This is a genomic window from Bradyrhizobium sp. SZCCHNS2022 (genome assembly GCF_032377575.1).
GTDB classification, from domain to species: domain Bacteria; phylum Pseudomonadota; class Alphaproteobacteria; order Rhizobiales; family Xanthobacteraceae; genus Bradyrhizobium; species Bradyrhizobium aeschynomenes.
Window position 1 is genome coordinate 5,858,490 of sequence record NZ_JAUHHZ010000001.1, and the last position, 13,149, is coordinate 5,871,638.

12 protein-coding genes are annotated in these 13,149 nt (G+C 63.9%); 6 read left to right on the forward strand and 6 right to left on the reverse strand.

Translation table 11 applies throughout. From position 1 onward, the window contains the following. Nucleotides 1-7 precede the first annotated feature (7 nt). From rsmG to hemJ, 5 genes are all read right to left on the reverse strand, one after another. Nucleotides 8-676, reverse strand: coding sequence for a 16S rRNA (guanine(527)-N(7))-methyltransferase RsmG (gene rsmG, locus QXZ94_RS26190; protein WP_409998769.1), 669 nt, complete (start codon nucleotides 674-676; stop codon nucleotides 8-10). Beyond that, entirely contained in the window at nucleotides 673-2,562 is a 1,890-nt protein-coding gene (gene mnmG / locus QXZ94_RS26195) for a tRNA uridine-5-carboxymethylaminomethyl(34) synthesis enzyme MnmG (protein ID WP_315723265.1), read from the reverse strand. Before mnmG ends, rsmG begins: the two co-directional genes overlap by 4 nt. A 235-nt stretch (nucleotides 2,563-2,797) precedes the next feature. After that, the gene (mnmE, locus tag QXZ94_RS26200; protein WP_315723267.1) at nucleotides 2,798-4,132 is read right to left on the reverse strand and encodes a tRNA uridine-5-carboxymethylaminomethyl(34) synthesis GTPase MnmE; all 1,335 of its coding nucleotides are present in this window, start codon (nucleotides 4,130-4,132) and stop codon (nucleotides 2,798-2,800) included. A 403-nt stretch (nucleotides 4,133-4,535) separates the two neighbouring features. Next, nucleotides 4,536-5,801: a transcription termination factor Rho gene (rho, locus tag QXZ94_RS26205; RefSeq protein ID WP_008965552.1), complete on the reverse strand. Its 1,266-nt coding sequence runs from the start codon at nucleotides 5,799-5,801 to the stop codon at nucleotides 4,536-4,538. 239 nt (nucleotides 5,802-6,040) lie between these two features. Next, complete coding sequence (gene hemJ / locus QXZ94_RS26210) at nucleotides 6,041-6,463, reverse strand: protoporphyrinogen oxidase HemJ (RefSeq protein ID WP_315723269.1); 423 nt, start codon at nucleotides 6,461-6,463, stop codon at nucleotides 6,041-6,043. 414 nt (nucleotides 6,464-6,877) lie between these two features. Between hemJ and QXZ94_RS26215 the strand changes: the two genes are divergently transcribed. From QXZ94_RS26215 to dnaQ, 4 genes are read left to right on the forward strand one after another with little or no spacing between them, the layout of a single operon-like run. Continuing rightward, nucleotides 6,878-7,717: a pyruvate, water dikinase regulatory protein gene (locus tag QXZ94_RS26215; RefSeq protein ID WP_172113658.1), complete on the forward strand. Its 840-nt coding sequence runs from the start codon at nucleotides 6,878-6,880 to the stop codon at nucleotides 7,715-7,717. A gap of 10 nt (nucleotides 7,718-7,727) precedes the next feature. Continuing rightward, a complete protein-coding gene (locus QXZ94_RS26220) occupies nucleotides 7,728-8,336 on the forward strand; it encodes a Maf family protein (protein ID WP_315723272.1) in 609 nt (202 codons plus the stop codon). A gap of 35 nt (nucleotides 8,337-8,371) precedes the next feature. Next, nucleotides 8,372-8,971, forward strand: a complete 600-nt coding sequence (gene coaE / locus QXZ94_RS26225) for a dephospho-CoA kinase (RefSeq protein WP_315723274.1) — start codon at nucleotides 8,372-8,374, stop codon at nucleotides 8,969-8,971. A 33-nt stretch (nucleotides 8,972-9,004) separates the two neighbouring features. Then, nucleotides 9,005-9,703 (forward strand): DNA polymerase III subunit epsilon, encoded by a 699-nt coding sequence (gene dnaQ / locus QXZ94_RS26230; RefSeq protein ID WP_315723276.1) that lies wholly within the window; start codon nucleotides 9,005-9,007, stop codon nucleotides 9,701-9,703. 60 nt (nucleotides 9,704-9,763) lie between these two features. Here dnaQ and secB read toward each other — a convergent pair whose 3' ends face one another. Next, nucleotides 9,764-10,252 (reverse strand): protein-export chaperone SecB, encoded by a 489-nt coding sequence (gene secB / locus QXZ94_RS26235; RefSeq protein WP_172113662.1) that lies wholly within the window; start codon nucleotides 10,250-10,252, stop codon nucleotides 9,764-9,766. Nucleotides 10,253-10,642: 390 nt separating this feature from the next. On the opposite strand from secB, the gene QXZ94_RS26240 reads away from it, so the two are divergent. Together QXZ94_RS26240 and QXZ94_RS26245 are read left to right on the forward strand one after the other, a co-directional pair. Continuing rightward, on the forward strand, nucleotides 10,643-11,344 hold the full coding sequence (locus tag QXZ94_RS26240; protein WP_315723280.1) for a Tim44/TimA family putative adaptor protein: 702 nt from the start codon (nucleotides 10,643-10,645) through the stop codon (nucleotides 11,342-11,344). Between the two features lie 163 nt (nucleotides 11,345-11,507). Further along, nucleotides 11,508-13,139 (forward strand): murein transglycosylase A, encoded by a 1,632-nt coding sequence (locus tag QXZ94_RS26245; RefSeq protein WP_315723282.1) that lies wholly within the window; start codon nucleotides 11,508-11,510, stop codon nucleotides 13,137-13,139. Nucleotides 13,140-13,149 lie beyond the last annotated feature (10 nt).

A 13,149-nucleotide genomic window follows, 5' to 3' on the forward strand; every position in this document is an offset into this window, starting at 1 on the left:
GCGGAATTCAGCTCTGTCGCTCGATGCAATCGATTGCGACGATCCAGCCCTGCCCGCCCGTCCGGCTGGAATGAAGTTTCGGCTCAATTTTCCAATACTTAGTAGATTCGGTCAATTCCGCTTCTACATCTTGACCCTTGAGAAACAGCGCTTTGGCGCCTTTTTTCACCAAGGGCTCCGCAAAGCCGATGAGTTGATGTAGCGGAGCCAGCGCGCGTGCGGTCACGCAATCGACTCGCCCGCTCCACTTCTCCACGATATCCCCGATCTCAGACAAATGCACCACTCCTGGGGAGCCGGTGACGCGAATTGCTTCGCGCAGGAAGGCCGCCTTCTTCGCGATGCGCTCGACGAGATGGACCTGTGCGCCGGGCCGCCCGGCCAGGGCGCACGCCAGGACGACGCCGGGAAAGCCACCGCCGCTGCCGAGGTCGACCCAGATCTTGGCGTCGGGCGCGAGATCGAGCAGTTGCAGCGAATCCGAAATGTGCCGCGTCCAGAGGTGCGACAAGGTTGAGGGTGCGACAAGGTTGGTCTTGGCCTGCCACTCGAGCAGCAGCGCGACATAGCGGTCCAAGCGCTGCTCCGTTTCACGTGAAACAGGAGTCAGCGCGAGCGCCGCGGCCTTGTCCGCCTCGTGCACCTTGTTGGCCATCGCTGAGCCGGAGTGTTTCACGTGAAACGTGCCTCAGCCGCGGATTTGCCGCGCGCTTCACGCCGCAGATACGCCGCGAGGATTCCCAGTGCCGCCGGCGTCATACCGTCGATCCGGCCCGCCTGCCCGATCGTCCAGGGTTTGGCCGCTGTCAGCTTCGCCCTCGCCTCGTTCGAAAGCCCGGGCACGAGGGCGTAGTCGATGTCGCCAAGCACCAAGCCTTCGTCGCGGCGAAAGGCGCACACATCCTCGCTCTGTCGGCGGACATAGACATCATATTTGGCGTCGATCTCGAGATGGGTCGCGATAACAGGGTCGATCGTTCCGAGCTCTGGCCAGACGGCTTGAACCTGGGCGAAGCCGACCTCGGGATAGGCCATCAGCTCGAAGGCCGATCGTCGCTGTCCATCGCGGTTCAAAGTCAGCCCATGCCTGGCCGCTTCGTTCGGCGTGATCGTCAACGACCTCGCATGCGCGCGGGCCGCTTCGAGCGCATCCATCTTGGCGCGATGGAGGCGCGCCCGATCGCTGCCGACGCAGCCGAGCGCGATGCCCTTGTCGGTGAGGCGCTGATCGGCGTTGTCGGCACGCAGGGTCAGACGATACTCGGCGCGTGAGGTGAACATCCGATAGGGCTCGCTGACTCCCCGCGTCACGAGGTCATCGATCATGACGCCGAGATAGCCGTCAGCGCGATCGAACACGATCGGCTCCCCGGCTGCCGCCTCGAGCGCGGCGTTGAGACCGGCCACGAGGCCCTGGGCTGCCGCCTCTTCATAGCCCGTCGTGCCATTGATCTGACCGGCGAGGAACAATCCCTTCATCCGCTTGGTCTGCAACGTCGGCTCCAGCTCACGCGGATCGACGTGGTCGTACTCGATCGCGTAGCCTGGCCGGATCATCCGAACGCGCTCCAGCCCTGGAATGGTCGGCAGCAGCGCCAGCTGCACCTCCTCGGGAAGCGACGTCGAAATGCCGTTGGGATAGACCGTCGTATCGTCGAGTCCCTCTGGCTCCAGGAAGATCTGGTGGCCGTCGCGGTCTCCAAAGCGGACGATCTTGTCTTCGACCGACGGGCAATAGCGTGGTCCCGTCGACTTGATCTGTCCCGAGTACATCGGCGAGCGATGGACATTGGCCCGGATGACATCGTGGGTCGATGGTGTGGTCCGGGTGATGCCGCATTGGATCTGAGGAGTCGTGATCTTGGCGGTCAGCACGGAGAACGGCTCCGGCGGATCGTCGCCCGGCTGCATCTCCACCGCAGACCAATCGATCGTGGTCCCATCCAGCCGTGGTGGCGTCCCTGTTTTCAGACGGCCGAGACGAAAGCCAAACGCCTCGAGCGACCGCGACAGACCCAGCGCCGGCGCCTCGCCGACACGACCGGCCGGCCAGGTCTTGTCACCGAGATGGATGAGGCCGCGGAGGAAGGTGCCCGTGGTGATCACCACGGCACCGCAGGCAAAGGCGCGGCCATCCGCCAGACGAAGTCCAACCACGCGTCCGTCGGTGACGACCAGTTCGTCCGCTTCGCCTTCGATCACGACGAGGTTCGCCGTCGCCCGGATCGCCTCCTGCATCGCCATGGCGTAGAGCTTCCGGTCGGCCTGAGCCCGCGGACCACGGACGGCGGGGCCCTTCCGGCGATTGAGAACGCGAAACTGAATGCCTCCGGCATCGGCGACCCGCCCCATCAGACCATCCAGCGCATCGACTTCCCGAACCAGATGGCCCTTGCCCAATCCACCGATGGCGGGATTGCAGGACATGGCGCCGATGGTCGCAAACTGGTGGGTGACCAGCGCGGTGCGGGCGCCCATGCGTGCGGAAGCCGCGGCGGCCTCAGAGCCGGCGTGGCCGCCGCCGATGACGACGACGTCGTAGGATGTTTGATGCTCGCTCATGACCGGATATCTAGCGCTTGCCGGCAACGCCCGGAAGACGTTTCACGTGAAACACAGGAGAGCGAGGGCCACGTGGTGTTTCACGTGAAACAACCTCATGCCCCGGCAACCCTGCTTTGTTTCACGTGAAACAACAGCTGAGGTTCCACGGCCCTGTTTCACGTGAAACAATTGACGGTCCGTTAACCAAACAACGCTTCGTTAAGTATATCTCTCCCGACCGCGTACGAGCTGCCTACTTCCCGACGCAGAACTCGCGGAAGATGACGTCGAGCAGATCCTCGACATCGACCCGGCCCAAAAGGCGTCCGAGCGCGAGCGCCGCGATCCTCAATTCCTCCGCAACAAGCTCCTCGCCGAGGTTGACGGCGGCGATGCTGCGGCGAAGAGCTGCGGCTGTCTCGCTGAGCAACGTACGCTGCCGCTCTCGCGTGATCAGCCCACTCTCGGTCGATCCAAAATAGTCGCGAGCAAAGCCGACCAACGCCTTGAGCAATGCCGGCAGTCCCTCTCCGCTTCGCGCTGAGATCGCAAACAACGGACTTCCACTCCGAGCCGAGACCGTGCCGACGCTTTCAAACGTCGGCAGATCGATCTTATTCCGGACAAGCCAGACCGGAACGTCCTCCTGGGGCTCGGCCACCTGATCATCTTCAGCCAGCCAAAGCACCAGATCGGCCTGGGCGGCACGATCCCGGGCGCGCCTGACACCCTCCCGCTCGACCGGATCGTCCGTGTCCCGGATTCCAGCCGTGTCGATCACCGTCACCGGATATCCCTCGAGGTCGAGCTGCACCTCGATGAGATCCCGCGTCGTGCCGGCATGCGGCGAGACGATCGCCACCTCGCGCTGGGCGAGCTGATTCATCAAAGTCGACTTGCCGGCATTCGGTGGTCCCGCGATCACCACGGTCAGACCGTCGCGCAGCCGCTCGGCCCGGCCCTGCGCCGACAACACGGATTCGATCTCCGTCAGCAGCTGCTCGATCCGCGACAGCGCCGGCGCCATCAGCTCGGTCGGCACGTCACCTTCGTCGGCGAAGTCGATTCCCGCCTCGATCAGCGCCGCGGCCTCGATGATCTGCTCGCGCCAGCTCCGCGCTCTGTCACCGAGCAGACCCTTCAGCTGCCGCAGCGCCTGGCGGCGCTGGCGATCAGTATCGGCATGTATGAGGTCGTCGAGACCTTCCGCCTCGGTCAGGTCGATCTTGCCGTTCTCGAATGCGCGCCGCGTAAACTCGCCAGGTTCTGCAGCGCGCAGCTGCGGCATCACAGCGAACACCGAGAACAGTGTCGCGATGACCGCGCGACTGCCATGGACATGCAGCTCGGCGACATCTTCACCGGTCGCACTCGCCGGACCCGGAAACCACAGCACGACGGCATCATCGATCGGCTCGCCCTGGACCTCCCGAAGCATGACTCGCGTCGCCATCCGCGCCGTCGGGATCTTTCCGGCAAGCGTCTGAAGAGCTGCGCCGGCATGCGGGCCGGACAGTCTGACAATCGCAATCGCGCTGGGCAGGCGTCCGGAGGACAGTGCGAAGATGGTCTGGTCGCGAGGATGCATGATCCTCAGTTGGGCTCAGCTGCGCAGAAAGACAATCGGTTTACCGCGGCATGCTTTACGCCGACTGCCGATGCGGGGGCGACCTCAATCCGCTCATCTCTGGCGACTTCTGCAGCTGTGTCCGGAAGGATAGGACCAGCACGCCGGCCTCAGCGTCGCGACTGATCTCAGCGGCATGAGCGGAGAGCGATGATTTCGGACGCCGGCATAGACGTAGATGTCTTTGCTGATCGACCCTCACCGCTGGTGACATTCTCGCTCTCTCATTCCCCCGAGCGCCAGCGGGGGTACCGGAGCAGGACGAGCAGTGCCGGCGGCCGCTTGGTCTACAAACAGATGAGTCCAGAAACAGAAAGGGCGCCCCGAGGAGCGCCCTTTCCAAAGTCTCGAGGTCCGGTCCCGATCAGGTGTTCATCGACTCGAAGAACTCGGCATTGCTCTTGGTGCTGCGGAGCTTGTCGAGCAGGAAGTCGATCGCGTCCATGGTGCCCATCGGATTGAGGATGCGGCGGAGGACGTACATCTTCTTGAGGTTCTGCGGCTCGGTGATGAGCTCTTCCTTGCGGGTGCCGGAGCGGGCGATGTCGATCGCCGGGAAGGTCCGCTTGTCCGCGACCTTGCGGTCGAGAATGAGCTCGGAGTTGCCGGTGCCCTTGAACTCTTCGAAGATGACCTCGTCCATGCGGCTGCCGGTATCGACCAGCGCGGTCGCGATGATCGTCAGCGAGCCGCCTTCCTCGATGTTGCGGGCGGCACCGAAGAAGCGCTTCGGGCGCTGCAGCGCGTTGGCGTCGACACCGCCGGTCAGCACCTTGCCGGAGGACGGCACGACGGTGTTGTAGGCGCGGCCGAGACGGGTGATCGAGTCCAGGAGAATGACGACGTCGCGGCCGTGCTCGACCAGGCGCTTGGCCTTCTCGATCACCATCTCCGCGACCTGGACGTGACGGGCTGCCGGCTCGTCGAAGGTCGACGACACGACCTCGCCCTTCACCGAGCGTTGCATGTCGGTGACTTCCTCGGGGCGCTCGTCGATCAGCAGCACGATCAGATAGCACTCCGGATGATTGGCCGTGATCGAGTGCGCGATGTTCTGCATCAGCACGGTCTTGCCGGTGCGCGGCGGCGCCACGATCAGCGCGCGCTGGCCCTTGCCGATCGGAGCGACGATGTCGATGACGCGCGGCGACAGGTCCTTGCGGGTCGGATCTTCCAGCTCGAGGCGGAAGCGCTCATCCGGAAACAGCGGCGTGAGGTTGTCGAAATTGACCTTGTGCTTGGACTTCTCGGGATCCTCGAAGTTCAGCGTGTTGACCTTCAGCAGCGCGAAATAGCGTTCGCCCTCTTTCGGGCTGCGGATGTGACCCTCGATGGTGTCGCCGGTGCGCAGGCCGAAGCGGCGGATTTGCGAGGGCGAGACATAGATGTCGTCGGGGCCGGGCAGGTAGTTGGCATCCGGCGAACGCAGGAAGCCGAAGCCGTCGGAGAGAACCTCGACGACGCCCTCACCGATGATGTCGGTTTCCTGGATCGCGAGCTGTTTGAGGATGGCGAACATCAGCTCCTGCTTGCGCATCGTGCTGGCGTTCTCGACCCCGTTTTCCTCCGCAAAGGAGACGAGCTCGGCCGGCGTCTTTGACTTGAGGTCCTGTAGTTTGATTTCCCGCATTGGGGTGGTCCTGTGGAAGCGACTTGGGAGGGATGCGAGGTGGCTGTGGGAAGGCGGACGAAATGAGGTCCGCAGGTCTGAGCAAGGTTGGCGCCGATGAGGCACCAGACCTGATGCGGCGGCCGGTCAAGCCGGGACGCAACCACATCCGCCTGCGTGGGGTGGGATATTCTTAATATAGAAAATTGCGCCGCTGTCCGCAAGGCATCTCGGGCGCAGCGGTATTCCGAGAGATCCGATCAGAATGGCTTGACGATCACGAGAATCACGATTCCGATCATCAGTACCGTCGGTACCTCATTGACATAGCGATAGAATTTCTGGCTGCGGGTATTCTTGTCGGCGCCGAATTCCCGCACCCAGCGGGTGAACAATCCATGCACGCCGGACATGATCAGGACCAGCAGGAATTTCGCATGGAACCAACCGCTGGTATACCAGTGACCCGCCCAGGCCAGATACAGTCCGGCCAACCATGTCACGGTGATCGCCGGATTGATGATGGCCTTGAGCAGCCGCCGCTCCATGACCTTGAACGTCTCGGACTGCTTCGAGCCGATCTCGGCGTCGCAATGATAGACGAACAGCCGAGGCAGATAGAGCATGCCGGCCATCCAGGCGATGACGGCAATGACGTGCAGGGCCTTGATCCACTCATACATCGGAAACGGGTGACCCTCTCGGCTCGTGATCAGCTTGCGTGCCGAGACATATCCGCTCGCTCAGTCCCCTCCAAACCAAATAATTTTAGAATCTTAAGGTTTGAGTCTAGGTAGCGGTGGATTGGACTCATGCAATGTCATCCGCGAGCTGCCCGCAGCTTGTTCACATCCTTCAACAGGCCGGGCTCGAGCCCCGACGCCTTGGTGAGTCCAATGTGATTCAAATGCTTGCCGAAAACGTTCGACAGCTTATCCCAAGACAAATACAGCCTGTCCCGATATCATCGGCTCGTCGCCTCGCGTTTTCCCGGACGGCGTCCATGTGCAGAAGATTCGGGGTTATCCAGAGGGGCCGGCCGCCGGCTGCTTTTTGGCCCCATCCTTCACAGGGATTCACAGATCGTTAAGGATTTGATGCCCACCACCGGAAATTACTTTCACCTGCATTTGGTTTCCGACTCGACGGGCGAAACCCTGATCACGGTCGCGCGAGCGGTTGCCGCGCAATACGCCAATGTGACGCCGGTGGAGCATGTCTATCCGCTGGTGCGCAGCCAGAAGCAGCTCGACCGCGTGCTCGACGAGATCGAGGAAGCGCCGGGCATCGTGCTGTTCACGCTGCTGGAGAAAGACTTGGTCAGCCGGCTCGAAGCCAAGTGCCAGCAGATCAATATTCCGAGCCTGTCGATCATCGGTCCGGTGATGCAGCTGTTCGAGGCCTATCTCGGCGCATCCACCGCCGGGCGTGTCGGCGCGCAGCACGTGCTCAACGCCGAATATTTCGCGCGTATCGATGCGCTCAACTACACGATGCTCCACGACGACGGCCAGATGGTCGACGGTCTCGAGGAGGCCGACGTGGTCCTGGTCGGCGTCAGCCGCACCTCCAAGACGCCGACCTCGATCTATCTCGCCAACCGCGGCGTCCGCACCGCCAACGTGCCGCTGGTGCCGGGCATTCCGATTCCGCACCAGCTGGAGACGCTGAAGAAGCCGCTGGTGGTCAGCCTGCACGCGACGCCCGAGCGTCTGATCCAGGTGCGACAAAATCGGCTGCTCAGCATGGGTGCCGAGACCGGCAATGAGAACTATGTCGACAAGCAGTCGGTGACCGATGAGGTCGCCTACGCGCGCAAGCTCAGCGCAAAGTTCAACTGGGTGATGCTCGACGTGACGCGCCGCTCGATCGAAGAGACGGCGGCTGCGATCCTGAAACTCTATACCGACCGGCAGCGGCAGCGCCTGCCGGAATGAGTTGACGACGATGACCCTATGGTGTGGTGACGAGCCGCTCGTTCTGGCCTCGCAGAGTCGCGCGCGGCGCCTGTTGCTCGAGAATGCCGGCCTCGCTTGCGAGGCCGTGCCGGCGGATGTGGACGAGCGGGCCATTCAGACCGAGGCCGGGCTGGTCGCGCCCTATGAGGTTGCGCTCCACCTGGCGACCGCCAAGGCTCGCGCCGTCGCGGCGACCAGGCCTGGCTCCTATGTCCTCGGCGCTGATCAGACCCTGGCTCTCGGCGAGCGCATGTTCAACAAGCCCGCCGGCCGGCAGCAGGCGATGCACCAGCTGCTGGCGCTGGCCGGACGCACCCATGCGCTGCATTCGGCGATCGCGGTCGTGCGCAATGGCGAGGTGCTGTTCTCCCATGTCGCCGTCGCCTGGATGACGATGCGGACCCTGAGCGAGAGCGACGTCGCCGCCTATCTCGACACCGCCGGCCAGGCGGTGATGTCGAGCGTCGGCGCCTATCAGCTCGAAGGTCTCGGCGTGCATCTGTTCGATCGCATCGACGGTGATCACTTCACCATTCTCGGCCTGCCGCTGCTGCCGTTGTTGGCGTATTTCCGCGACGCTAGGCTGCTCAGGTTCTGACGACGGCGCCGACACGGCCACGGGAGCGAATGGGGATGAGAGTGCTCGGGCTGACCGGCTCGATGGGGATGGGCAAGTCGACGACGGCGAAGCTGTTCGCGGAAGCCGGTGTTCCCGTCTACGACGCCGACGCCACCGTCCATAAGGTCTATGAGAGCGAGGCGGCTCCCGCGGTCGAAGCCGCGTTTCCCGGGACGACCGTCGACGGCAAGGTCGACCGGCCGAAATTGTCGGCGAAGGTGGTCGGCGACCCCGAAGCCATCCGCCGTCTCGAAGCCATCGTTCACCCGATGCTGCGGTCCTATCACCAGCGGTTCTTGGATGACGCCGAGCGATCCGGTGTACCGGTCGCGGTCGTCGATGTGCCGCTGCTGTTCGAGACCGGCGGCGACAAGCGCGTCGATGCCGTGGTCGTGGTCTCGACGTCGCCGGAGATCCAGCGCCAGCGTATCCTGGCGCGCGGTACGATGACAGAAGAGGCGCTCGATGCGCTGTTGGCGCGGCAGATGCCGGATGCCGAGAAGCGCGCGCGCGCCGATTTCGTCGTGGATACGTCCAATGGAATAGAGCCGGTGCGGGCGCAGATCCGCGACATCCTGGCCGAGGTCGTTAAGATGCCGCAGCGGCGCGCCTGATTCGCCAGCGCTGCTGGATCGATGGACTGACCGATGCGTGAGATCGTGCTCGACACCGAAACCACCGGCCTCGACGCCTTGCGCGGCGACCGCCTGGTCGAGATCGGTTGCGTCGAGATCATCAACCGGATGCCGACCGGCCAGGTCTTTCACCGCTACATCAATCCCGAGCGGGACATGCCGGCGGAGGCCTTCGCCGTCCATGGTCTGTCGAGCGAGTTCCTGGCCGACAAGCCGCTGTTCCACGAGGTGGTCGAGGACTTCCTGGCGTTCATCGGCGATGCGCCGCTGGTGATCCACAACGCGTCCTTCGACATCGGCTTCATCAATGCCGAGCTCGACCGGGTGAAGCGGGCGGCCATTCCGCGTGACCGACTGGTCGATACGCTGCTGCTGGCCCGGCGCAAGCATCCGGGCGTGTCGAACCGGCTCGACGATCTCTGCTCGCGCTATGCGATCGACAATTCACGGCGCACCAAGCACGGCGCGTTGCTCGATGCGGAGTTGCTGGCCGAGGTCTATGTCGATCTGGTCGGAGCGCGGCAGTCGCAGCTGATCCTGACCCAGGATACGCAGGAGATCCGCGTGGGCACGGCCGGCGATACGCCGCGTCGTCAGCGTGACGTTCCGCTGGCTCCCCGGGTCACAGACGCCGAGCGGGAGGCGCATCGCGCCTTCATCGCAACCCTCGGCGACAAGCCGATCTGGATGGAATTTTGGCCGGCGTCGTGATCCCCGGCCATCTGCCGCGGATCACGCCCGTCAATCATCTTTCAATCAAGTTTCGACGGATCAGCTGGGCCGGCCCTGCGCGGCCTCAGCCGCGGCCTGGCGCTCCATGTTTTGACGGTACAGGCCTACGAAATCGACCGGGTCGAGCATCAAGGGCGGGAAGCCGCCGTCGCGCACCGAGTTGGCGACGATCTCGCGGGCGAACGGGAACAGCAGCCGCGGGCATTCGATCAGCAGCATCGGCGACAGGTTCTCGCGGGGAATGTTCACCAGCCGGAACACACCGCCATAGACCAGCTCGAAGCTGAACATGACCTGGCTGCCGCTCTCGGCCTTGCCCTCGATCGTCAGCGTCACCTCGTATTCGGTCTCATTCAGGGCGTTGGCGCCGACATTGATCTGGATGTTGATCTGCGGCGCCTGGCCCTGCGGCGCCAGCGATTGCGGCGCGTTGGGGTTCTCGAACGAGAGGTCCTTGATGTATTGCGCCAGCACGTTGAGTTGAGGAGGAGGGGCCGCCTCGGACGTGGCGCCGTTACCGTTGGTCATCGAAGTGTTCTCCTGGCACAAAAAGGCGGTTCGTTGCGGCGCGTGGCTACCATAGGGCCGGCTTGTTCCACAAGGACGAGCCTTCCGAAGCTGCCGCAACGGTCAATTATGGTTGTTCCGGAACGGTCTGCCTCCATTTGTCGCACGTTACGGCTGCAGCCGCGTCGCCAGCGTTGACCCGGGCCTGGGACGCGGTGATCCGATTTCCCCTTGGCCGTGAAACGGGTTAGGATCGCCGTGCCACAATGTGCCATTGGCCCGGCCCAATTCGATGACTACATCCTCCGGAGACGGACCGTTTCATGGGTCTTTACCCGGTTCTTGGTAAACGGGCTCCAGTGGCCAGACCCCGCGTCCGGCCCGACAAGTCAGTCAGAAAGCGAACACGACGTGGACATTTATACCATCATCTTCCTGGCGTTGGCGGTCTTCATCTTCGTGCGCCTGCGCGCCGTGCTCGGCCAGCGCACCGGCAACGAGCGAACCCCATTCGATCGCGCGGCCCGGAACGCCGTGCAGGGCGCGCCCGACAATCATGTGATGCCGGTTCCCGGCGCGCCGATCGATCCGGCAGGCCCCGCCACGGGCGCTGATTTCGGTGCGCCGAGCGATCGCTGGCGCGGGGTGGCCGAGCCGGGCACGCCGCTCGCGCGCGGCCTCGATGCGATCGTCGCCAGCGACTCTTCGTTCGATCCCCGCCATTTCCTCACCGGTGCGCGCAGCGCCTATGAGATGATCGTGCTGGCCTTCGCCAATGGCGACCGCCGCGCGTTGCGCGACCTGCTGTCGTCCGAGGTCTATGACAGCTTCGACTCCGTCATCAAGGAGCGCGAGAGGCAGGAGCAGAAGACCGAGACCCGCTTCGTCTCGATTGACACCGCCGAGCTCGTCGGCGCCGAGGCGCGCGACCGCACCGCTCAGCTGACGGTGCGGTTCGTGTCGCAGATGATCTCCGTGACCCGCGACAAGATGGGCAACATCGTCGACGGCAATCCGGAGAAGGTCGCCGACATCACCGACATCTGGACCTTCGCCCGCGACACCGGTTCGCGTGATCCGAACTGGAAGCTGGTCGGCACCGGCAGTCATTGACGAGGACCGTGTGGCCCGGGCCTTGTGCGGTCCGGTTTCGGAAAGTTCGCACCTGCAGTCGACACCGGCCACGGCCGCGAATGGAGCAAGACGACGGGCGGCGCTGATTTCTTGATCCTGTTTTTCAGAATTTCGCGTTGAGTGGTACTTTGACGGTGCAAGCATGGTTCGCGAAATTTGGAAGCGGGGCTTTTCCGCCCGTAGCCTCAGATATTGGACGCCGGCGCTCGCCTTGAGCGTCGCCGCTCTGGCGCTCGCGCCTTATGCGGCCGAGGCCGTGCGCGCCCGCCACCGGTCGGCCGCGCCTGTTGCGCCGGTACGCCACCTGCCCTACCCCACGCTCGACTGGCCGCTCGAGATTACCAACAGCCAGTATCTGCCGCTGGGATGGAGCGAGGTGCCCGGCTGGAACGATGACGATCAGCTCGCGGCCTACCGGACCTTCCGCGCCAGCTGCAAGCCGATTGCGGCGAGGCCCAACGGCGCAGCGACGGAAGACAAGGCACTCGGCGATTCCCTGCGTGATCCCTGTCGTGAGGCGCGTTCGTCCGACCTCGCCGACAACGCCGCGGCGAAAGCCTTCTTCGAACGCCACTTCGAGCCGCTGAAGATCTCCAAGCTCGGCGACGCCGACGGGTTCGTCACCGGCTACTACGAGCCGGTCATCGAGGGCTCGCGGACACAGAACGAGGTCTACAACGTTCCGGTCTATCGCCGTCCGTCGAACCTGTTCGTCCGCGGCTTCAAGCAGGATGCGACGAGCCTGCCCAACAAGGGTCCGGTCTATCGCAAGATCGGGCGGCGCAAGCTGGTCCCCTATTATGACCGGGCGGAGATCGAGGACGGCGCCATCGAGGGCCGCGGCCTGGAGATCGCCTGGCTCAGGAACCAGACGGACTTGTTGTTTGCACAGATCCAGGGATCTGCGCGCATCAGCCTCGACGACGGCTCGACCGTGCGCATCAACTACGACGCCTATAATGGCCATCCCTATACGCCGGTCGGACGCGTCCTGATCGAGCGCGGCATCATCCCGCGCGAGCAGATGTCGATGCAGCGCATCCGCGACTGGATGGAGCAGAATCCGGAAGGCGCCAACGAGCTGCGCCGGACCAACCGCTCCTACATCTTCTTCCGCGAGGTGCAACTGTCGGACAAGGATGAGGCCGTCGGCGCGCAGGGCATTCCGCTGACGCCGGGCCGCTCGATCGCGGTCGACAAGTCGCTGCACGTCTATGGCACGCCGTTCTTCATCACCGGCGAGCTGCCGATCGAGTCCGAGAAATCCAAGACCGCCTTTCATCGGCTGATGATCGCGCAGGATACGGGATCGGCGATCATAGGCCCTGCCCGCGCCGATCTCTATTTCGGCGCCGGACAGGAGGCCGGCAAGGTCTCGGGCCGGCTCAAGCACAACATGCAGTTCGTGATGCTGGTGCCGCGCAGCCTCGATCCGGTCGCGCGCGGCCGCAAGATGCCGCTGCCGGATGCGCGGCCGTCGGAGAAGATCGCAAAACTGTTTCCGCAGGTGCTGCCGAAGGAGCCGGCCAAAGATATGGCCAAGGATACGGGACAGGATCAAGCGAAGGGTCGGGACCAGGCCAGCGCGACCGCCTCTCCTTCCAAGGATGCCAAGGCCCCTGCCCCGGCCGCCAACGCAAGCGCGGCGACCACCGTCGCGCAGAACGTGGCGGCCCCGCAGCCCGTGCCACTGCCTGAGGCCCGGCCGCGACTGGAAAGTGATCGCAATATCCGCCGATTGCGTTATGGCAGGCGCCACCGCAACCATCGATGAACCGCCGTTG